Source organism: Sinorhizobium numidicum (assembly GCF_029892045.1).
Classification (GTDB): Bacteria; Pseudomonadota; Alphaproteobacteria; order Rhizobiales; family Rhizobiaceae; genus Sinorhizobium; species Sinorhizobium numidicum.
On record NZ_CP120368.1, the window covers coordinates 1,143,732 to 1,162,908 of the forward strand.

The window sequence follows — 19,177 nt, forward strand, 5'->3', positions numbered from 1 at the left end:
AGCGGATGATGCGCCAATACGAGCTCGTTGAGCGCGTGCAGAAATACAAGCCCGACGTGAATGAAGCCTTGCTGAACAAGGCCTACGTTTATGCCATGCAGAAGCATGGCCAGCAGAAGCGGGCAAGCGGCGACCCTTACATCTCCCATCCCCTCGAAGTGGCGGCGATCCTTACGGAAATGCATCTGGACGAGTCCACGATCGCCGTTGCTCTGCTGCACGATACGATCGAGGACACGACTGCAACGCGGCAGGAAATAGACGATCTCTTCGGCGAGGATATCGGCGCTCTGGTCGAAGGCCTGACGAAGATCAAGAAGCTCGACCTCGTCACGAAAAAGGCAAAGCAGGCGGAGAATCTCCGCAAGCTTCTGCTCGCCATCTCCGACGACGTGCGCGTGCTCTTGGTCAAGCTCGCCGATCGCCTGCACAACATGCGCACGCTCGATCACATGTCGGCGGAAAAACGCGCCCGCATTTCTGAGGAGACGATGGATATCTATGCGCCCCTCGCCGGGCGCATGGGCATGCAGGACATGCGCGAGGAGCTCGAAAATCTCGCCTTCCGCTACATCAATCCCGAGGCCTACGAGACCGTCACCAGACGGCTCGAGGAACTCTCCCAGCGCAATGAAGGCTTGATCAAGAAGATCGAGGACGAACTGACCGACCTGCTGCAGGCCGAGGGACTGACAGGTGCCTTGGTCAAAGGGCGTCAGAAGAAGCCCTATTCGGTCTTCCGCAAGATGCAGTCGAAGTCGCTCTCCTTCGAGCAATTGTCGGATGTCTGGGGCTTCCGCATCATCGTCGACGATATTCCCTCTTGCTATCGTGCGCTCGGAATCGTGCACACACGCTGGCGCGTGGTCCCGGGCCGTTTCAAGGACTATATCTCGACGCCGAAGCAGAACGACTACCAGTCGATCCACACGACGATCATCGGCCCCTCGCGCCAGCGCATCGAATTGCAGATCCGTACGAAACGCATGCACGAGGTGGCCGAATACGGCATTGCCGCGCACGCGCTTTATAAGGATCGTGATGCCGTTTCGGCCGAACCGACGCTCTCTCCCACCTCGAATGCCTATTCCTGGCTTCGCCGCACGATCGAATCGCTTGCCGAAGGCGATAATCCTGAAGAGTTTCTCGAGCATACGAAACTCGAACTCTTCCAGGATCAGGTGTTCTGCTTTACGCCCAAGGGGCAGTTGATAGCCCTTCCGCGCGGCGCCACGCCGATCGACTTTGCCTATGCGGTGCATACCAATATCGGCGACACCTGCGTCGGCGCCAAGATCAACGGCCGCATCATGCCGTTGGTTACGCGTCTCAACAATGGCGACGAGGTAGAGATCATCCGCTCGGGCATTCAGGTGCCACCGCCTGCCTGGGAGGAGATCGTCGTCACCGGCAAGGCGCGCGCGGCCATTCGCCGCGCCACGCGTGCCGCCGTCCGCAAGCAATATGCCGGTCTCGGCTACCGCATCCTTGAGCGCACCTTCGAGCGCGCCGGCAAGATCTTTTCGCGCGAAGCGCTGAAGCCGGTGCTTCATAGGCTCGGGCAGAAGGACGTCGAGGATGCGATTGCCGCGGTCGGTCGCGGCGAACTTTCTTCTCTCGATGTCCTGCGCGCTGTCTTCCCCGATCATCAGGATGAACGCGTGACGGTCAAGCCGAGCGCCGACGAAGGCTGGTTCAACATGCGCAGCGCCGCCGGCATGGTCTTCAAGCTGCCCGGCCGTTCGAAAGAAGCGCTTGCAGCGCAACAGGCAGAGGGACCGGAGGCATTGCCGATCCGCGGCCTCTCCGGCAATGCAGAGGTTCATTTCAGTCCTGCGGGCGCCGTGCCCGGAGACCGTATCGTCGGTATCATGGACCGCGACAAGGGCATTACCATCTACCCGATTCAGTCGCCGATCCTGCAAAAATTCGATGAAGAGCCGGAGCGCTGGATCGATGTCCGCTGGGATCTCGATGAGGCGAACAACAGCCGTTTTATGGCGAGGATCGCAGTGAGCGCGCTGAATGAACCCGGGACGCTGGCGGAGATAGCCCAGGCGATCGCGACCACCGATGTCAATATTCGTTCGCTTTCCATGGGGCGCGTCGCTGCGGACTTCAGCGAGTTGCACTTCGATCTGGAAGTCTGGGATCTGCGGCAGCTCAACCATCTGATGGCACAGCTCAAGGAATTGCCGAGCATCTCCATGGTCAAGCGTCTGTTCGAATAAGAAATGCCGATCGTCAGGCAATTACATGGAGATTGCCTGCCGATTGAGCAGCCATGGCACATGAAATCAGCATGCCATGCGTGACCTGCATGGCTGCCGACCCATCCTCGCGCTGGTGAAGCGCCGGCTGCTACACTATCTTCTGGCTCGGGAGGTAAACGAAGAGGTTTGCCATGTTCAAGCAGTTGAAGAAAATCACCCGTGCCCTGCACATCCCCACCGTCGAAGAGCGTGAGATCGCTTATCTAAACGGTTCCGTCGATCGCATCGATCTCGAATACCGTCAGCGCCAGATCGACCGCGGCCTGTTTCGCAACAGTTTCTGACCTCGCAATTCTGCGCGCCGCGCAGCGCGCAGGCTGCCGCAATATTTTGTATTTGCGCGTGACACGGCCTTGGTTCGATCCTTGATCCAAGGAATTGTGCCGATAGCTCGCCCAGGTGAGCGCTCTCGAGCTATGCGCCTGGAGAATGGCTCTGATGCAAGTTTCGCCACGTGCCACATGGGTTGCGCGTGGCGGGTGTCGCGCCTATCTTGCGGCCATCAAAAGGCGGGCGGGCCGTCTTGCGCCGAGAGGCGGCTTCACGATGCGGTCATGACGGCATAATGTTATTCAGGCGCAGAAAACCGGTCACGATATCCGAAAGGCTTCGCGTATTCCTGTGGCCGCGCAAGGGGTTTGCACGCGGTTTGCGTTATATCGGCTTGCGCATCCTGCGTCTGAAGTCGTCTCCGCACTCGATCGCGGTAGGAGTGGCGGCGGGCGCCGCTTCCTCCTTCACGCCCTTCTTCGGCTTCCACATCGTCCTTGCGGTCCTCCTCGCGTCGCTCTTTTCGGGCAACCTGATCGCGGCCGCCGTCACCACCGCGCTTGCCAATCCGATCACCATCCCGGTGATCCTGACGGCGTCCTACGAACTCGGCACGGTACTGATGGGACCGCAACTCGGCCCGATCATCGGCAACGCCGAATTGACCCGGATGATCGAGCATCTCGAGCTTGACAGGCTCTGGGGACCCGTCTTCAAACCGATGCTGATCGGCTCGCTTCCACTCTCCATCACTGGCGCCTTAATCTTTTACGCGCTCGCCTATCAGGCGGTCCGGCTTTTCCAGCAACGGCGCCGGCGGAAACCATCGCACGAGATCGGACAATCATGATGATCATCGGCATCGGCAGCGATCTCATCGATATTCGCCGCATCGAAAATTCGCTCCAACGCTTCGGAGAGCGTTTCGTCAATCGATGTTTCACCGACATCGAGATCGCCAAATCGGACGGCCGCAAAAATCGCGCGGCCTCCTATGCCAAGCGCTTTGCCGCCAAGGAGGCCTGTTCGAAGGCGCTGGGTACCGGCCTGGCGCAGGGCGTGTTCTGGAAGGATATGGGTGTCGTCAACATGCCCGGCGGAAAGCCGACCATGCAACTGACCGGTGGCGCGGCAGCCCGCCTTCAGGAAATGCTGCCTCTCGGGCACCGCGCCGCCATACACCTGACGATCACGGATGACTTCCCGCTCGCACAAGCCTTCGTGATTATCGAGGCGCTCCCCGTTGCCCCGGTGGAGGGAACGGTTTAGAGCATTCCCGAAAAGACCGGACTGGCGGTCGCTTGAAGCGTGGAATTCACGCAACATATAGGCTCGAATTGCGTGGCGACGCGCAGAACGGGAGCCCCGCCGCATACGAGCTTTGAAAGCGCGAAGCTATGGCGCCCCCCGGGCAGGATGACAAAGGAAGAACGCAGCGTGGCAGAAAAGACAGAAACGAAGCAGAGCGGCATCTGGGAAAATGTGAAGGTCATCATTCAGGCGCTGCTCTTGGCCGTAGTCATCCGGACCGTCTTCTTCCAGCCCTTCACGATTCCGTCGGGTTCGATGATGCCGACCCTCCTGGTCGGCGACTATATCTTCGTTAACAAGTTCGCCTACGGCTATTCGAAATACTCGCTGCCCTTCTCGCCGAACCTTTTCAGCGGCCGTATCTTTGCGAGCGAGCCGGAACGCGGCGATATCGTCGTCTTCCGGTTTCCGCCCAACCCCGATATCGACTACATCAAGCGCCTCGTCGGTCTTCCGGGCGACCGCATCCAGGTGCGCGACAGCATCCTCTACGTCAATGACAAGCCCGTCGACCGCATTCCGGACGGCACATTTCGGGCTGACGACCAGTACGACACCGGCGGCGATGTCCCGGTCTACCGCGAGACGATGGACAACGGGGTTTCCTACGATACGCTCGACCAGTTCCCGGAGTCGCGCGGCGACAATACTCGCGAATTCATCGTCCCCGAGGGCCACTATTTCATGATGGGCGATAACCGCGACAATTCCGCCGACAGCCGCTTCGATGTCGGTTTCGTTCCGGCGGAAAACCTCGTGGGGCGCGCAAGCCTGATCTTCTTCTCGCTTGGCAACGACACCTCTTTCCGCGAAATCTGGAAATGGCCGGCAAACCTTCGCTACGATCGCCTGTTCAAGGCTGTTGAATAATGAAGCGGCGCTCGCTGAGCGTGGAGGATCGGGCGAGGCTCGAGGCCGCGATCGGCTATCAGTTTGCCGAGAAGGACCGTCTTGACCGGGCGCTTACCCATTCCAGCGCCCGCAATGCCAAGGCAAGCAACTATCAACGTCTCGAATTCCTGGGGGACCGGGTCCTCGGGCTTTGCGTCGCCGAACTTCTATTCGCGACGTTTCGCGACGCGAACGAGGGGGAGCTATCGGTTCGCTTGAACCAGCTTGTCAGCGCCGAAAGCTGTGCCAGGGTGGCGGACGATCTGTCGCTGCACGAGTTCATCCACACCGGTTCGGACGTGAAGAAGATCACCGGCAAACACATGATGAATGTCCGTGCCGATGTGGTAGAATCGTTGATTGCCGCGATCTATCTCGATGGCGGATTGGAAGCTGCGCGGCGCTTCGTGCTGCAACATTGGACGCATCGCGCCGCGAGCGCAGACGGCGCCCGTCGTGACGCGAAAACTGAACTACAGGAATGGGCGCATGCCAAATTCGGCATTGCGCCGAAATATAGGACGGATGATCGCTCCGGTCCCGATCATGATCCGCGTTTCACGGTGACGGTCGAGATCGACGGGCTTGCGCCGGAGACGGGGACTGACCGCTCCAAGCGCGGCGCCGAACAGGTCGCCGCTACGAAATTGCTGGAACGCGAAGGTGTTTGGCAGAAGCAATCTGCCGGAAATTGATGGAAGCCATGACAGATATGGAAAATAATGCGGCCGGCGGCGCGCCGACCCGCTCGGGTTTTGTGGCGCTGATCGGTGCCACGAATGCCGGCAAATCGACGCTGGTCAACCGCCTCGTCGGCGCAAAGGTGTCGATCGTCAGCCATAAGGTGCAGACGACGCGCGCTATCGTCCGCGGCATCGCGATTCATGATAACGCCCAAATCGTATTCATGGACACACCCGGTATCTTCAAGCCGCGGCGCCGGCTTGATCGCGCCATGGTCACCAGCGCTTGGGGCGGCGCCAAGGATGCGGACGTGATCATGCTGCTGATCGATAGCGAGCGCGGGTTGAAAGGAGATGCGGCGACGATCCTTGAAGGCCTGAAGGAAGTCCATCAGCCGAAAATCCTGGTGCTCAACAAGATTGACCAGGTTCGCCGGGAGGATTTGCTGAAGCTCGCGGCTGCGGCGAACGAGGTGGTCAGCTTCGAACGCACCTTCATGATCTCGGCGCTTTCGGGCTCCGGTTGCGACGATCTCATGGACTATCTGGCCAAGGCGCTTCCAGAGGGGCCCTGGTATTACCCGGAGGATCAGATCTCCGACCTGCCGATGCGCCAACTCGCCGCCGAGATCACCCGCGAAAAGCTGTTCCTTCGACTGCATCAGGAACTCCCTTATGCCTCTCACGTCGAGACGGAAAAATGGGAAGAGCGCAAGGATGGATCGGTGCGCATCGAACAGGTGATCTATGTCGAGCGCGAGAGCCAGAAGAAGATCGCGCTTGGCAAGGGAGGGGAGGCGATCAAGGCGATCTCGACCGCAGCCCGCAAGGAGTTGTCGGAAATCCTCGAGCAGCCGGTGCACCTTTTCCTCTTCGTCAAGGTGCGCGAGAACTGGGGCGACGATCCCGAGCGTTTCCGCGAGATGGGTCTCGAATTCCCGCGGTAGCGGGACCTGCGCTAGATCACGAATCGGCTCAAAATCATGAACGTGATCAATTCTGATAAGTAGAGCGGGACTTGGGCGGGAAACCGCACACACACTTGTCCTCATCCCGCTCTAGAGCGCCGTGCGTTCAAGTGAACGCACAAAGGACGCTCTAGCACTCTAGATTCCAGAGCATCTTGTCCGCTTCCAGCGGTTCCGTTTGAAAGCGGGATGCTCTAGATGCTCGTCAATTTCACACGCTGCGCCAATTCTTCGGCCGCTTCCTTGCGTTCGCTGTATCGGTCGGTGAGGTAAGCGGAGCAGTCGCGCGTCAGCAGCGTGAATTTCATGAGCTCTTCCATCACGTCGACCACGCGGTCGTAATAGCTGGAAGGTTTCATCCGCCCGTCGGCATCGAACTCCTGGAAAGCTTTTGCGACGGATGATTGGTTGGGTATGGTGATCATCCGCATCCATCGGCCGAGAACGCGCATCTGATTGACGGCATTGAAACTTTGCGAGCCGCCGGAAACCTGCATGACGGCCAGCGTCTTGCCTTGCGTCGGGCGGATCGAACCGAGCGACAGCGGTATCCAATCGATCTGTGCCTTCATGATGCCGGTCATTGCGCCGTGCCGTTCGGGGCTCACCCATACCTGCCCTTCGGACCAGAGCGACAGTTCACGCAATTCCTGCACTTTGGGATCGCTCGCGGGTGCCGCGTCAGGGAGCGGCAGTCCTGCCGGGTCGAAAATTCTCACTTCCGCGCCGAAGTATTCGAGCAGGCGGCACGCTTCCTGCGCCAGCAGCCGGCTGTAGGATACCGTCCGTAGCGATCCATAGAGGATCAGGATGCGGGGCTTATGCGTCGAGATGACCGGGCGTAGGGCGCCGGCATCCGGCAACCGCAATTGTTGCACGTTCGCGGCGGGCAGATCGTGCGCTCTGAAGACGTCAGACAATGCGCTTGCCCTGCGGATCAAGCACGGCCTCGCCGTCTTCTTTGGAGAAGGAACCCTTGTGTGTATCGGGCAGGATCTCGAGCACGACCTCCGACGGACGGCACAGGCGCGTTCCCATAGGCGTGACGACGAAGGGGCGGTTGATGAGGATCGGATGCTTGATCATTGCGTCGAGCAACTCGTCGTCGCTGAGTGCCGGATTGCTGAGCCCAAGTTCCTCGAACGGCGTTCCCTTTTCGCGAATGGCCTCGCGGACTGTCAGGCCCGCCGCTTCTATCATCGCCTTCAAATCGGCCCGGGATGGCGGCGTTTCGAGATAGGCGATGATCGTCGGCTCGATGCCGGCATTACGGATCATCGCCAGCGTGTTGCGCGAGGTGCCGCAGGCCGGATTATGATAGATGGTGACGTTCATCGAGTTGTCTCCGCAGAGGTGTGGGTAACGGGTGTCTCAGCCGGCCTCAAAAGCCACTTCATCAGGAAAAGCGCAAAGGCCGCTCCGAGGAGCTCGGCAGTTATGAACCCGGGTAGATCGGTCGGCCGGATACCGGAGAAGGTGTTGGTCAAAGACCGTGCCAGTGCCACGGCAGGGTTGGCGAAGGAAGTCGATGCCGTGAACCAATAGGCGGCTGTGATGTAGAGGCCCACGAGCCATGGTACCCCTTCGCGCCGAAAGCGGATGCCCGAGAGGATCGTCGCAACCAGTCCGAAAGTCGCGATAGCCTCCGAAAACCACTGTGCTGATCCGGAGCGAACCGTCGGCGATATGTCTAGGGGGGCGAGCGCGAACATCAAATGGGCGACGATAGTTCCCATGACGGCTCCGGCCACTTGGGCGATCAGATAGAGGCTGAAGTCGCGCCGGGACAGATCGCCGGAAAGGGTGAAGACAAGCGACACCGCCGGATTGAAATGCGCCCCGGATATCGGACCAAGGATGGTGATGAGCACAACGAGGATCGAGCCGGTGGCGATGGTGTTGGCGAGGAGGGCCAGCGCATCGTCGGCCGTCAGTGCGTCAGCCATAATCCCTGAGCCCACAACAGTCGCAACGAGAAGGCCGGTGCCCAACGCTTCCGCAACGCAGCGGCGGGTAAGGTCGAATTGCTGCATCAGTTTGCCTTGTCGCCATCCGCGCTCGTTCCGCGGCCGATTTCAACGAGGTGGCTGTGGAGCGCCATTCTGTCTATTGAGGCAAGTGGCAGGCTGATGAAGACCGTGATCCTATTCTTCAGAAACCGGGCGGCTTCCGCAAAAGCCCGTTCCTTTTCAAACTCGCTGCCATCTACTCGGGCGGGATCGGCCACGCCCCAATGCGCGGTCATCGGGTGCCCCGGCCATACGGGACAGGCCTCTCCGGCGGCGCTGTCGCAAACCGTGAAAATAAAATCCATCTGTGGCGCATCCGGCCCCGCAAACACGTCCCAGCCCTTGGAGCTTAAACCTTCCGTGGGATAGCCGCAGCTTTCGAGTTCCCGAAGAGCAAGCGGATGCACCTTTCCCTTTGGATTGCTGCCGGCCGAAAAGGCGCGGAACCGACCCTTGCCCTCGGCATTCAGAATGGACTCAGCGAGGATCGAGCGCGCCGAATTGGCGGTGCACAGAAAGAGGACGTTGTAGACAGGTTCAGGCATGGGATTTTTCTCTCGGCTGGCAGCAGGGAGTAAGATCAGCGATCAAGGGCGCGCAAAGATCCGGATGGCCGGCGCAACAATCCTTGAGCATGAAGCTGATGACATGGCGCAGGCCATTCAGGTTGGCTCGATAGACGATGGAACGGCTCTGTCGCTCCGTCGTCACCAAACCGGCACGCTGCAACTGCGCGAGGTGCGTTGACATGGTGTTGTGCGGAACCTCCACCAGACGAGCGATCTCGCCGGCGGGCAGACCGTCGGGCTCATGCGTGACGAGCAGCCGGAACGCGTCGAACCGGGTCGGTTGGGCGAGGGCGGCAAAGGCCATGATTGCGCTTGATGTGTCCATATGTCGAGATATATCGACATATCGACATCGATGCAAGCCGGGCAGCGAAGCAGTTTCGCCTTCCGCTAATTACGATTGGTCTGATCGCTCGATGCCGCGAGCCGCCTGCCGAGGAGGGGGCCGATCGTCTCCGCGCGGTTGGTCCAGACATAACCGGAAAAATTCGGCGGCACGAGCGCCAGATCGTCGGCATTGTCTATGCCTGAGGTGAAATCGCCGCCGCCATAGGGCCCAAGGAGAATGATTTCGCTTCCGGCGGCCGCCATGCGGGCTGCGAACCGGGCCGGCCAGCCCCAAAGAAACCGCGCGTAGTTGCCGGGCACGACGATGAGCGTGTCGTGGCACGCATCCGGCACGATGCCGGTCCAGCCATAGGCGGCGTAACGGCCGAGGCAGGCGAGCGTGGAATGCTTGTCGTAACCTTTCAGCCCCGGAACCAGCCGCAGCGTTTCCTGCGTTGGCGCGGCGCCGCCATAGACGCCGAAAACCAATTTCCGCCACTCGGGATGGGCGCGGAGCAGCACTGCAAGGGTTGCGCCTTCCTCCCGCCGCTCGCTCTTGAAGTTGATCAGGAAGCGGCCATGGGGCAGGGCGGTAAATACCTCCGTCAATGTCGGCATCTGGCCTTGTCCCCGGCCGCGGAAGGGAAAAGTCTTGCCGCCGTCGGCGGTATAGCCGTAGCCGATGTCAAGCGTCTTCAGCTTGGACATCGGAGTTTGTTCGGTCACGCCCGTTCCGTTCGTCCGGCAATCGAGCGTCCAATCGTGGAAGACTGCGAATTGGCGGTCCGGCGTCAGGTGGACGTCCAGTTCGATGACCTCGGCGCCGCTGTCGATTGCCGCGCGCATGGAGGCAATAGTGTTCTCGATGTAGGCGTGCCGCGGTCTTTCGATGCGCTCGGCCGTGCAGGTATCATTTTCAACGCCATCCAATCCATAGACCTGATGAATGCCGCGATGGGCGAGGATCTTTGCCGTGCCGGAAGGCGGCGTGACCAGGAGCGACGTGTTGAGGAGCCAGACAATGATGACGATGGCGACGAAGAATATGGCAGCGACGAGCTTCTTCATCGTGATCCTCCTCTCTTGCGATTCGACGTCGCGCCACAATGTGGCATGACGATGATACCCGTCGGCACGTAACGTAAAGGTTATGCGGATTGCGAACGATCTGTCACCCCCTTGGGTTCCGGTCGGGCCACTGTTCGAATTCAGCCGCGCGCATGATCCAGCCGCCTCCGCGGTCACGGCATGTTCGTCGCCTTCGGATTTACTAAGGAAGCAAGTCTTTGAGGGGCCACAAAGAAGGCCATTGATAAACCGCTGAACGCCGCTAAGTTAATGGAAGTTCTGATGGATAGGAGCCCGATGAGGCTGGCCTGACGAAATCCTGCAGTTGGCCCCGCGTATTGCCGTACCAGCTCGCCGGAAACCGTGAGGCCGCTCCGAACTCGGTTCTCGCCGCTTCTGGACGCGTCCGGCCGCCGTTTCCAAGCGCATGCCTGCCCGCATTCCCTCCGGAAGCCGACCGAACCGCTCACCGCGCTCCCATGCGGAGGAACCATGAGGTCCGTGTAGGTCTGGTGCTGAGGTAGAATATGAATCCGGCATTGTCGAATCTGCTCCGCCGTCTTGTCCAAAAGGGCAAACTGACGGTGATTTTTTCATCGGGTGAACAGGCCGTTTTTGGCGATGGCACGGGCAAGCCCGCGACCGTACGCATTATCGACGCCGAGGCGGAACAGGCCATCGTGCGCGATCCGGGACTGAAGTTTGGCGAAATGTACATGGATGGTCGCGCTATCGTGGAGGATGGCGACATTTTCGACGTCCTGTCCATCGTCAAGAGCAATGGTCTGGAAAAGGCGGCGACCTTCACCAATTCCATGGTCGCGCTGTGGCACGTACTGCGCCAGCAGGTGAAGAGCCGATTGCCGATCAACCGCAATCGCTACAACGTCGCACACCACTATGATCTCGATGGCAAGCTCTTCAATCTCTTCCTCGATGAGGACTGGCAATATTCCTGCGCCTATTTTCATCCCCCGGGCATTTCGCTTGATGAGGCGCAGCGCGCCAAGAAGCGGCACATAGCGGCGAAACTGCTGCTCGAACCCGGCCAGAAGGTGCTGGAGGTCGGCTCCGGCTGGGGCGGCATGGCGATGTATCTTGCTGAATCCTCGGGGGTCGAAGTCACCGGCATCACGCTCAGCGAGGAGCAACTGAAGGTCTCGCGCGAGCGCGCGGTCCGGCGTGGCCTGGCCGATCGCGTCCGTTTCGAGCTGCAGGACTACCGCACCATGCAGGGGCGCCAGTTCGACCGCATCGTCTCCGTCGGCATGTTCGAGCATGTGGGTATCGGCAACTACGGCAATTTCTTCCGCAAGATGAAGGAACTGCTGAAGCCCGAGGGCGTCATGCTGCTGCATTCGATCGGCCAGATCTACAAGCCTTGGGGCACCAACCCGTGGATCGAGAAATACATCTTTCCCGGCGGCTATATCCCCGCTCTCTCGGAGGTGCTGCCGTCGGTCGAGAGCACCCGTCTGCTCGTCAAGGACATCGAAGTCCTGCCGATGCACTATGCTTGGACGCTCCGGGCCTGGCGCGAGCGTTTCGTCGCAAGGCGGGAGGAAGCCGTGAAGCTCTATGACGAACGCTTCTTCCGAATGTGGGAGTTCTATCTCGCCGCCTCGGAAACCGCGTTTCTCTACGACAAGCACTTCATCTTCCAGCTCCAACTGTCGCCGTCATTGGAGACGGTGCCGGTCTCGCGAGACTATATCGCTGAGAAGGAGCGCGAATTGATCGAGTTCGAGAAGAACCGTCAGCGGCTGGAACTCGTCGCCGTCTAAAGCGGGATGGGTGCGGTTTCCCACCCGTACCTTCTCGAACTCCTGTCGTTCACGGCGACCGTAAGGGCGCCGTGCCGTTCCCATTCTTTGCCAACTTCTGTGGAGTTCGGGCGCGTGGCGACCGGCCTTCACTTGGCCATGATGGTCTGCACCGGTATGGTCCGGCGGAATCAGAAATGGAACGCAGCATGGTTATGACCGCAAAGCCTATCGCCGCCATTATCGCCAGCGAAATCAAGGCGACCCCCGCCCAGGTCGGTGCGGCCGTCGATTTGCTCGACGCCGGGGCAACGGTGCCTTTCATCGCCCGCTACCGCAAGGAGGTCACGGGCGGTCTCGATGACACGCAACTTCGCACCCTTTCGGAGAGGCTGAGCTACCTGCGCGAGCTCGAAGCGCGGCGGATGTCGATCCTTGATTCGATCCGCGGCCAGGGAAAGCTCACCGATGATCTGGAGAGCAGGATTGTCGCCGCCACGACCAAGGCCGAGCTTGAGGATATCTATCTGCCCTATAAGCCCAAGAGGCGCACCAAAGCGGAAATCGCTCGAGAGCGCGGTCTGGAACCGCTGGCAGACGCCATTCTTGCCGACCGCTCGATTGCACCGGCCGAACGCGCTGCGGCCTTCCTGACTGCCGACGTGCCGGATGTGAAGGCTGCACTTGATGGTGCGCGCGACATCATCGCCGAGGGCATGACCGAGAACGCCGATCTTCTGGGCCGCCTGCGCAACCACATGAGGGAAGCAGCCTTCCTGCGTGCCAAAGTGGTTGACGGCAAGCAGGAGGCGGGCGCGAAGTTCTCGGATTATTTCGATCATTCGGAGCGTTGGGCGACCGTGCCGGGGCACCGCGCACTCGCCATGATGCGCGGTTGGAACGAAGAGATCCTCTCTGTCGATATCGTTGTCGATGAGGAAGCGACATCGCCGCTGAGGCCCGTCGAACGTATGATTGCGGCCGCCTACAACGTCGGAACGCAACTGCCCGGCGACAAATGGCTGTTGGACATCATCGGCTGGACCTGGCGCGTCAAGCTCTCGCTGTCGCTCTCCCTAGACCTGATGCGCGAACTGCGCGAACGGGCGGAGGAGGAAGCGATCCGCGTTTTCGCGCGCAATCTCAAGGATCTGTTGCTGGCGGCGCCCGCCGGCTCGCGCGCGACCATGGGCCTTGATCCTGGTATCCGCACCGGCGTCAAAGTCGCGGTCGTCGACGGCACCGGCAAATTGCTCGACACCACCACGGTCTATCCGTTTCCACCGAAGGACGACATTCGCGGGACCCAGGCAGAAATCGGGTCGCTCATTCGCAAGCACAAGGTCGAACTGATCGCCATCGGCAACGGCACCGGCAGCCGCGAAACGGAAAAGCTTGTTGCCGACATGCTCGCGCAACTGCCTGCGCCGAAACCGACGAAGGTCATCGTCTCGGAGGCCGGCGCATCCGTCTATTCCGCGTCCGAAACCGCGGCGGCCGAGTTCCCTTCGCTCGACGTGTCGCTACGCGGCGCCGTGTCCATCGCGCGAAGGCTGCAGGACCCGCTTGCCGAACTCGTGAAAATCGAGCCGAAATCGATCGGCGTCGGTCAGTACCAACATGACGTCGACCAATCGAAGCTCAGCCGGTCCCTCGACGCGGTTGTCGAAGACGCCGTGAATGCCGTCGGTGTTGATCTCAACACCGCATCGGCGCCGCTGCTGGCGCGTGTTTCCGGCCTTGGGAAATCATCGGCGGAGGCAATCGTCGCTCATCGGGACGCCATTGGACCCTTTTCCAGCCGCCAGGAACTCCTGAAGGTGCCGCGCCTCGGCGCGCGGACCTTCGAACAGTGTGCAGGCTTCCTGCGCATTGCGAATGGCTCCGAGCCGCTCGACGCATCGTCGGTGCACCCCGAGGCCTATCGCATTGCGAAGAAGATCGTCGCAGCCTGCGGCCGGGACGTGCGCTCCCTGATGGGCGACAGCGCCGCGCTGAAGACGCTCGATCCCCGCGCCTTCGTCGACGAGCGCTTCGGCTTGCCGACGGTCAGGGATATTCTCGCCGAATTGGAAAAGCCGGGCCGCGACCCGCGGCCGAGTTTCAAGACCGCCACCTTCGCCGAGGGAGTGGACGACATCAAGGATCTGAAAGTCGGCATGCAACTCGAAGGCACGGTGACCAATGTCGCCGCCTTCGGCGCCTTCGTCGATATCGGCGTGCACCAGGATGGCCTCGTCCACGTGTCGCAACTGGCCGATCGCTTCATCAAGGACGTGCATGAGGTCGTTAAGGCGGGCGACGTCGTGCAGGTTCGCGTGACCGAGGTTGACGTCGCCAGGAAGCGCATCGGCCTCAGCATGCGCAAGGATGGTGGCGCGGACACTGGGCGAGAGGCGAGGGGACCAACGTCGAACGGCGGTCGCACTCAGTCTACGCCGCTCAAGAAACCGCAGCCGCCGGTTCAGGGCGCTTTCGGCGCGGCGCTTGCAGAGGCATTGAAGAAAAAATGAAAGCCGCGGTGGAACGCCTTTTGCCAAGGATCGTTTTCGTTTCATCGACTGCTTGTGTGACGGCGTCAGTGTATCGATCTATAAATTAGGTAATTGAGATATACACTGCGTTCGGTCATACTCCTCTGGTGGCGACATCGGTTCGTCGCGAGCAGGTGTCGACCATGAAATGCCGGTCTACGGCGGAACAGGTCAGCGGAAATCCTCTTCCGCCGGGGCTCCCGGCGAAAGGAGGTGCGTCATGATACGCAATGTGGTCCGCGGCCTCACGCGAGCCGTCCTCTTGACGGTAGCAGTGGCGGCATATCCCTATCCGGCAGGCGCGCAGGCGGTCGCGAATTGTGCCGAGCGTACTCAGGTGATCGAGTTTCTTGCTCAGCAATACGCGGAAAAGCAAGCTGCGGTCGGCCTGATCAATCCCCAGGCTGTGATGGAGCTCTACGCTGCCGACAGCGGCAGTTGGACCTTGATCATTACGGATGTTTCGGGCCGAAGCTGCGTGATCCTCGCGGGCAAGAGCTGGGAAACGATAATCCCGGTGGGCCCGAAAGCCTAGAAACAGGGTGACACCGCCCGACCCTGCATAGCCGTCGAGCGATGGCGCATCCGCCACCGCACGAAGTTACGAGCCGTTGATCGTCCAACCGCCGATCCTCTGTCACCTAGTCCGGCCGAGAGAAGCGGTCACACGACTTCGCTCGTGACCGCAAGTTCCCCTCCCGATCAATCAGGCCTGCCGATGCTGGCATAGGTAAAGCCGTGTTTGACGACCTCGTCCTTGCGGTAGATGTTGCGCAGGTCGACGAGTAGTGGCGTCGTCATGGTGGCCTTCAGCCGGTCGAAATCCAACGCCCGGAACTCGTTCCACTCCGTGATGATCACCAGCGCATCGGCTTGCGCCGCCGCCTCGTAGGGATCTCTCGCGTGCTCCATGCCTTCTATGAGCTTGCGGGCGTTTTCCATGCCTTCCGGGTCGTAGCCGGTGACTTTGGCTCCGGCATCCTGCAGAGCCTGGACGATGGCGATCGCCGGGCTATCGCGCATGTCGTCTGTGTTCGGCTTGAAGGTGAGGCCGAGAACCGCGACCTTGCGGCCGCGCATGTCCCCGCCAGCCGCGGCGATCACCTTGCGGCCCATCGCCCGCTTGCGGTTGTCATTGACGGCGACTGTGGTCTCCACCAGTCGGACCGGGCTGTCGTGATCCTGAGCGGTCTTGACCAGCGCCAATGTGTCCTTTGGAAAACAGGAGCCGCCATAACCCGGGCCGGCATGCAGGAATTTTCCACCGATGCGTCCATCAAGGCCGATGCCGCGGGCTACATCCTGGACGTTGGCGCCGACCTTTTCGCAAAGGTCCGCCATCTCGTTGATGAAGGTGATCTTCATCGCCAGGAAGGCATTGCCTGCGTATTTGATCAGTTCCGAGGTGCGGCGCGAGGTAAAGACGAGGGGTGACTGGTTTAGGTAGAGCGGGCGATAGACCTCGGTCATCACGTCGCGCGCGCGCTGATTATTGCCGTCAAGGCCGATGACAATTCGGTCGGGCCGCTTGAAATCCTCGATCGCTGCGCCTTCGCGCAGGAACTCCGGATTGGAGACGACGGCAAAGTCCGCATCCGGATTGGTTTCGCGAATGATGCGCTCGACCTCGTCGCCGGTGCCGACCGGCACGGTCGACTTGGTTACGACGACGGTAAAGCCCTTGAGGTTCGCGGCTATCTCGCGTGCCGCGGCATGGACATAAGACAGGTCAGCATGGCCGTCGCCGCGCCGCGACGGCGTGCCGACGGCGATGAAGACGACGTCGCTGCCGGCCACGGCGGCGTTGAGGTCGGTGGTGAAAGTCAGGCGTCCCGCGGCGACATTGCTGGCAACGAGATGATCGAGGCCCGGCTCGAAGATCGGGATCTGCCCTTTCTTGAGCGCTGTGATCTTGCCTTCGTCCTTATCGAGGCAGACGACTTCATGGCCAAAATCCGCGAAACACACGCCGGAAACGAGGCCGACATAGCCGGCGCCAATCATCGTAATCTTCATCCGCTTTTCCTTTGGCTGTTTTTAACAGTTGCTGTTTCTGAGGACGTTAGGATTTCGTCTATTGAATGGCGGGCAGAGCCGTTTTGCACGCTCCCTGCAGCGCCGCAATCGTCAGGTCGGCACCAAAGGTCCCGGCCCGGCCCGTTTTATCCCGTCAGGCGGGCATATCCGCCTGACGGTAATATTGTTCATACCATTTTACGAAACGCGCGACCCCATCTTCGATCGAGACGGAGGGTTTGAAGCCCGTGAGCGCCTCGAGCAGGTCCGGTGACGCGTATGTGCGCGGCACGTCGCCCTTCTGCATCGGCAGCATATTGCGGATGGCCGGTCGGCCAACGGCCTTCTCGACCGTCTCGACGAAGGTCATCAACTCGATCGGCTGGCCGCCGCCAATATTGACGACGCGGAATGGCGCGTGACGCGAAAGCGTATCCTGCGCCTTGTCGCTTGAGATCCGGTTCTCTTCCGAAGGTGCAACCTGCGACAGCCGGACGATGCCCTCGACGAGATCGTCGATATAGGTGAAGTCACGGCTCATCCGGCCCTCGCCATAGACATCGATCGGCCGGTCATTGTGGATGGCGTCGACGAATTTGAAGAGCGCCATGTCCGGCCGACCCCAGGGTCCATAGACGGTGAAAAAGCGGAAAGCGGTGGTCGGCACCCTGTAAAGATGGGCGTAGCTGTGGGCCATCACCTCCATCGATTTCTTCGTCGCCGCGTAGAGCGTCATCGGCTCGTCGGCCCGGTCCGCCTCGGCGAAGGGAATTTTCTCATTGGCGCCGTAGATCGACGAGGTCGAAGCCAGCAGCAGATGCTTCGGGCCGATTGCCTTCGCAAGCTCGAGCATGTTCCACGAACCAATGAGATTGGACTCTACATAGGCTTTCGGATTTTCGAGACTGTAGCGAACACCGGCCTGCGCGGCGAGATGGATGATGACCTCCGGCTCGGCAAGTTCTGCTGCGCGGTCGAGGGCGGCCCGATCTTCGAGCATCGCCGTCACCGCCTTGAATCCGTTGGAGCGTTGAAGGATCGCGTGACGGCGTTCCTTGAGGGTCACGTCGTAATAGGGCGTCATCCCGTCGAAACCGACCACGAAATGCCCTTCATCGATCAGCCGCTTGGCGAGGTGAAACCCGATGAAACCTGCTGTGCCGGTAATGAGGTAACGCACGACGATGATCCCAAATTGCCCAACTAGACGTTTAATACGAAGAAAGCCGGACAATGAAAAGCCGAAACCGTCACTCCGACGGGTCGTCGAGTTGCTGCTGGAGGGCCGACAGGACAGACACTGCATGGTCCGCATACTGGCTGATCCAACGGTCGTGAATGGCCTGGATCGGCAAGGCGTTCAGGTAGTTCCATCTCTCCCGGCCCTCGCGCCTGACGATGACGAGATTTGCCTCCTCCAGAACTTTTAGATGCTGCATGACCGTGCAACGGTCGAGGTTTGCAAACTTTTCGCAGAGCATCCCGGTCGTCTGAGGCGCCCCTTTCAGGACGTCCAGAATCTGTCGGCGCAGGCCATTGGCCAGTGCCTTGAAAACCGCGTCGTCTTTCGAATCAATTGACATGTTATATTTTTATAACATATCATGATCGGGCACAATCGTGAGGAGGACGTCATGGCTTTCGAATTTCGTGTGAATGGAAGGATCGCTCGTCCGGTGGAGCAGGTCTTCGACGCCGTCGTAAACCCGGACAAGCTCAGCCGCTATTTCGTGACGCTCGGAGGCGTCAGCGGACCGCTGGTCGCCGACGCCACCGTTACCTGGTGGGGGGAGGTGCCCGTGAAGGTGGAGACTGTTGAGCCCAATGAACGGATCGTCTTCCGGTGGGATGCCATGGTTGCGGAAGGCGAGTCTCCTTATCAGACGCGCGTGGAGATGCGCTTCCAGCCGCTTGAAGACGGCGCGACCATGGTGACCATCGCCGAAAGCGGCTGGCGGGAAAACGAGCAGGGGCAGAAAGGTTCGTACCTGAACTGCGAGGGCTGGTCGCAGATGCTCGCCTGCATGAAGGCCTGGCTCGAATACGGCATCAATTTGCGCGAGGGCTATTACGTAAGCGAGCTCTCGGGCAAGCCGGCACTCGAACCGCAGATATAGGAGGTCTTGCAATGCCAATGGAGATCAAGGGCGGTATCAACATCGCCATGAAGGTCCCGAGCCACCAATACGAGGCTGTCATCGCCTTCTACCGCGATGTTGTCGGGCTGCCGCCATTCGAGGAGAAAGAGCCGGCCAAGGGCTTCATTCTCGGGCCTAACCGTCTTTGGATAGACGAGGCGCCGCATTACAGCCAGGCAGAGGTCTGGTTAGAGCTCTGTACCGTCGACCATCAAAAAGCCCTCGGCCATCTGGCTGCGAACGGGGTGGTGCGCTGCGATGCGGTCGAGGAACTCGGCGAGGGCTTCCGGGGCGGCTGGGTGATGAACCCCGCCAACATCGTGCATCTCGTGCGCGAGCCGGATGCCTGGTAAGGTG

The 19,177-nt window shown here is 60.3% G+C and carries 21 protein-coding genes; 12 read left to right on the forward strand and 9 right to left on the reverse strand.

Annotated features, from left to right (window positions below; genetic code table 11):
* Nucleotides 1-5: 5 nt before the first annotated feature.
* The 7 genes from PYH37_RS16555 (at nucleotide 6) to era (ending at nucleotide 6,375) form a co-directional block, all read left to right on the forward strand.
* Nucleotides 6-2,231 carry a RelA/SpoT family protein gene (locus PYH37_RS16555; RefSeq protein WP_280732574.1) on the forward strand — a complete coding sequence of 742 codons (2,226 nt, stop codon included), beginning with the start codon at nucleotides 6-8 and terminating at the stop codon, nucleotides 2,229-2,231.
* A 173-nt stretch (nucleotides 2,232-2,404) separates the two neighbouring features.
* On the forward strand, nucleotides 2,405-2,557 hold the full coding sequence (locus PYH37_RS16560; RefSeq protein WP_280732575.1) for a DUF3563 family protein: 153 nt from the start codon (nucleotides 2,405-2,407) through the stop codon (nucleotides 2,555-2,557).
* A 281-nt stretch (nucleotides 2,558-2,838) separates the two neighbouring features.
* Complete coding sequence (locus PYH37_RS16565; protein ID WP_280732576.1) at nucleotides 2,839-3,393, forward strand: DUF2062 domain-containing protein; 555 nt, start codon at nucleotides 2,839-2,841, stop codon at nucleotides 3,391-3,393.
* Nucleotides 3,393-3,812 carry a holo-ACP synthase gene (gene acpS / locus PYH37_RS16570; RefSeq protein WP_280736068.1) on the forward strand — a complete coding sequence of 140 codons (420 nt, stop codon included), beginning with the start codon at nucleotides 3,393-3,395 and terminating at the stop codon, nucleotides 3,810-3,812. Before PYH37_RS16565 ends, acpS begins: the two co-directional genes overlap by 1 nt.
* Before the next feature lie 168 nt (nucleotides 3,813-3,980).
* Entirely contained in the window at nucleotides 3,981-4,724 is a 744-nt protein-coding gene (lepB, locus tag PYH37_RS16575; RefSeq protein ID WP_280732577.1) for a signal peptidase I, read from the forward strand.
* Nucleotides 4,724-5,440 carry a ribonuclease III gene (gene rnc, locus PYH37_RS16580; RefSeq protein ID WP_280732578.1) on the forward strand — a complete coding sequence of 239 codons (717 nt, stop codon included), beginning with the start codon at nucleotides 4,724-4,726 and terminating at the stop codon, nucleotides 5,438-5,440. Before lepB ends, rnc begins: the two co-directional genes overlap by 1 nt.
* Nucleotides 5,440-6,375, forward strand: a complete 936-nt coding sequence (gene era, locus PYH37_RS16585; RefSeq protein WP_425336095.1) for a GTPase Era — start codon at nucleotides 5,440-5,442, stop codon at nucleotides 6,373-6,375. The genes rnc and era overlap by 1 nt, the downstream gene beginning before the upstream one ends.
* A gap of 215 nt (nucleotides 6,376-6,590) precedes the next feature.
* On the opposite strand, the gene arsH is transcribed toward era, so the two are convergent.
* The 6 genes from arsH to PYH37_RS16615 all read right to left on the reverse strand — a co-directional run bounded on the left by arsH (nucleotide 6,591) and on the right by PYH37_RS16615 (nucleotide 10,369).
* The gene (gene arsH / locus PYH37_RS16590) at nucleotides 6,591-7,334 is read right to left on the reverse strand and encodes an arsenical resistance protein ArsH (RefSeq protein ID WP_425336154.1); all 744 of its coding nucleotides are present in this window, start codon (nucleotides 7,332-7,334) and stop codon (nucleotides 6,591-6,593) included.
* Nucleotides 7,309-7,731 (reverse strand): arsenate reductase (glutaredoxin), encoded by a 423-nt coding sequence (gene arsC, locus PYH37_RS16595; RefSeq protein WP_280732581.1) that lies wholly within the window; start codon nucleotides 7,729-7,731, stop codon nucleotides 7,309-7,311. The genes arsH and arsC overlap by 26 nt, the downstream gene beginning before the upstream one ends.
* Nucleotides 7,728-8,429: an MIP/aquaporin family protein gene (locus PYH37_RS16600; RefSeq protein WP_280732582.1), complete on the reverse strand. Its 702-nt coding sequence runs from the start codon at nucleotides 8,427-8,429 to the stop codon at nucleotides 7,728-7,730. Before PYH37_RS16600 ends, arsC begins: the two co-directional genes overlap by 4 nt.
* Nucleotides 8,429-8,950 (reverse strand): arsenate reductase ArsC, encoded by a 522-nt coding sequence (locus tag PYH37_RS16605; protein WP_280732583.1) that lies wholly within the window; start codon nucleotides 8,948-8,950, stop codon nucleotides 8,429-8,431. The genes PYH37_RS16600 and PYH37_RS16605 overlap by 1 nt, the downstream gene beginning before the upstream one ends.
* Complete coding sequence (locus PYH37_RS16610; protein ID WP_280732584.1) at nucleotides 8,943-9,299, reverse strand: ArsR/SmtB family transcription factor; 357 nt, start codon at nucleotides 9,297-9,299, stop codon at nucleotides 8,943-8,945. Before PYH37_RS16610 ends, PYH37_RS16605 begins: the two co-directional genes overlap by 8 nt.
* A gap of 65 nt (nucleotides 9,300-9,364) precedes the next feature.
* A complete protein-coding gene (locus tag PYH37_RS16615) occupies nucleotides 9,365-10,369 on the reverse strand; it encodes a glycerophosphodiester phosphodiesterase family protein (RefSeq protein WP_280732585.1) in 1,005 nt (334 codons plus the stop codon).
* Between the two features lie 527 nt (nucleotides 10,370-10,896).
* Between PYH37_RS16615 and PYH37_RS16620 the strand changes: the two genes are divergently transcribed.
* The 3 genes from PYH37_RS16620 (at nucleotide 10,897) to PYH37_RS16630 (ending at nucleotide 15,201) form a co-directional block, all read left to right on the forward strand.
* On the forward strand, nucleotides 10,897-12,153 hold the full coding sequence (locus tag PYH37_RS16620; protein ID WP_280732586.1) for a cyclopropane fatty acid synthase: 1,257 nt from the start codon (nucleotides 10,897-10,899) through the stop codon (nucleotides 12,151-12,153).
* A 188-nt stretch (nucleotides 12,154-12,341) separates the two neighbouring features.
* Nucleotides 12,342-14,645: a Tex family protein gene (locus PYH37_RS16625; RefSeq protein WP_280732587.1), complete on the forward strand. Its 2,304-nt coding sequence runs from the start codon at nucleotides 12,342-12,344 to the stop codon at nucleotides 14,643-14,645.
* A 241-nt stretch (nucleotides 14,646-14,886) separates the two neighbouring features.
* Nucleotides 14,887-15,201, forward strand: a complete 315-nt coding sequence (locus PYH37_RS16630; RefSeq protein WP_280732588.1) for a hypothetical protein — start codon at nucleotides 14,887-14,889, stop codon at nucleotides 15,199-15,201.
* A gap of 167 nt (nucleotides 15,202-15,368) precedes the next feature.
* On the opposite strand, the gene rkpK is transcribed toward PYH37_RS16630, so the two are convergent.
* The 3 genes from rkpK to PYH37_RS16645 all read right to left on the reverse strand — a co-directional run bounded on the left by rkpK (nucleotide 15,369) and on the right by PYH37_RS16645 (nucleotide 18,265).
* Complete coding sequence (gene rkpK, locus PYH37_RS16635) at nucleotides 15,369-16,682, reverse strand: UDP-glucose 6-dehydrogenase (protein WP_280732589.1); 1,314 nt, start codon at nucleotides 16,680-16,682, stop codon at nucleotides 15,369-15,371.
* A gap of 154 nt (nucleotides 16,683-16,836) precedes the next feature.
* Nucleotides 16,837-17,862 (reverse strand): NAD-dependent epimerase, encoded by a 1,026-nt coding sequence (locus tag PYH37_RS16640; protein WP_280732590.1) that lies wholly within the window; start codon nucleotides 17,860-17,862, stop codon nucleotides 16,837-16,839.
* Between the two features lie 70 nt (nucleotides 17,863-17,932).
* The gene (locus tag PYH37_RS16645) at nucleotides 17,933-18,265 is read right to left on the reverse strand and encodes an ArsR/SmtB family transcription factor (protein WP_280732591.1); all 333 of its coding nucleotides are present in this window, start codon (nucleotides 18,263-18,265) and stop codon (nucleotides 17,933-17,935) included.
* A 51-nt stretch (nucleotides 18,266-18,316) separates the two neighbouring features.
* On the opposite strand from PYH37_RS16645, the gene PYH37_RS16650 reads away from it, so the two are divergent.
* Together PYH37_RS16650 and PYH37_RS16655 are read left to right on the forward strand one after the other, a co-directional pair.
* Nucleotides 18,317-18,799, forward strand: coding sequence for an SRPBCC domain-containing protein (locus PYH37_RS16650; RefSeq protein WP_280732592.1), 483 nt, complete (start codon nucleotides 18,317-18,319; stop codon nucleotides 18,797-18,799).
* 11 nt (nucleotides 18,800-18,810) lie between these two features.
* The gene (locus PYH37_RS16655) at nucleotides 18,811-19,173 is read left to right on the forward strand and encodes a hypothetical protein (RefSeq protein WP_280732593.1); all 363 of its coding nucleotides are present in this window, start codon (nucleotides 18,811-18,813) and stop codon (nucleotides 19,171-19,173) included.
* The last annotated feature ends 4 nt before the right edge of the window (nucleotides 19,174-19,177 follow it).

What these genes read in the sequence shown, in the direction of transcription:
- PYH37_RS16615 (WP_280732585.1), bottom strand. Translation starts at nt 10,369, where the DNA reads ATGAAGAAGCTCGTCGCTGCCATATTCTTCGTCGCCATCGTCATCATT.
- PYH37_RS16650 (WP_280732592.1), top strand. Translation starts at nt 18,317, where the DNA reads ATGGCTTTCGAATTTCGTGTGAATGGAAGGATCGCTCGTCCGGTGGAG.
- PYH37_RS16565 (WP_280732576.1), top strand. Translation starts at nt 2,839, where the DNA reads ATGTTATTCAGGCGCAGAAAACCGGTCACGATATCCGAAAGGCTTCGC.
- PYH37_RS16610 (WP_280732584.1), bottom strand. Translation starts at nt 9,299, where the DNA reads ATGGACACATCAAGCGCAATCATGGCCTTTGCCGCCCTCGCCCAACCG.
- PYH37_RS16600 (WP_280732582.1), bottom strand. Translation starts at nt 8,429, where the DNA reads ATGCAGCAATTCGACCTTACCCGCCGCTGCGTTGCGGAAGCGTTGGGC.
- PYH37_RS16630 (WP_280732588.1), top strand. Translation starts at nt 14,887, where the DNA reads ATGATACGCAATGTGGTCCGCGGCCTCACGCGAGCCGTCCTCTTGACG.
- rkpK (WP_280732589.1), bottom strand. Translation starts at nt 16,682, where the DNA reads ATGAAGATTACGATGATTGGCGCCGGCTATGTCGGCCTCGTTTCCGGC.
- PYH37_RS16655 (WP_280732593.1), top strand. Translation starts at nt 18,811, where the DNA reads ATGCCAATGGAGATCAAGGGCGGTATCAACATCGCCATGAAGGTCCCG.
- PYH37_RS16620 (WP_280732586.1), top strand. Translation starts at nt 10,897, where the DNA reads ATGAATCCGGCATTGTCGAATCTGCTCCGCCGTCTTGTCCAAAAGGGC.
- PYH37_RS16605 (WP_280732583.1), bottom strand. Translation starts at nt 8,950, where the DNA reads ATGCCTGAACCTGTCTACAACGTCCTCTTTCTGTGCACCGCCAATTCG.
- PYH37_RS16645 (WP_280732591.1), bottom strand. Translation starts at nt 18,265, where the DNA reads ATGTCAATTGATTCGAAAGACGACGCGGTTTTCAAGGCACTGGCCAAT.
- PYH37_RS16555 (WP_280732574.1), top strand. Translation starts at nt 6, where the DNA reads ATGATGCGCCAATACGAGCTCGTTGAGCGCGTGCAGAAATACAAGCCC.
- arsC (WP_280732581.1), bottom strand. Translation starts at nt 7,731, where the DNA reads ATGAACGTCACCATCTATCATAATCCGGCCTGCGGCACCTCGCGCAAC.
- era (WP_425336095.1), top strand. Translation starts at nt 5,440, where the DNA reads ATGGAAGCCATGACAGATATGGAAAATAATGCGGCCGGCGGCGCGCCG.
- rnc (WP_280732578.1), top strand. Translation starts at nt 4,724, where the DNA reads ATGAAGCGGCGCTCGCTGAGCGTGGAGGATCGGGCGAGGCTCGAGGCC.
- PYH37_RS16625 (WP_280732587.1), top strand. Translation starts at nt 12,342, where the DNA reads ATGGTTATGACCGCAAAGCCTATCGCCGCCATTATCGCCAGCGAAATC.
- acpS (WP_280736068.1), top strand. Translation starts at nt 3,393, where the DNA reads ATGATCATCGGCATCGGCAGCGATCTCATCGATATTCGCCGCATCGAA.
- PYH37_RS16560 (WP_280732575.1), top strand. Translation starts at nt 2,405, where the DNA reads ATGTTCAAGCAGTTGAAGAAAATCACCCGTGCCCTGCACATCCCCACC.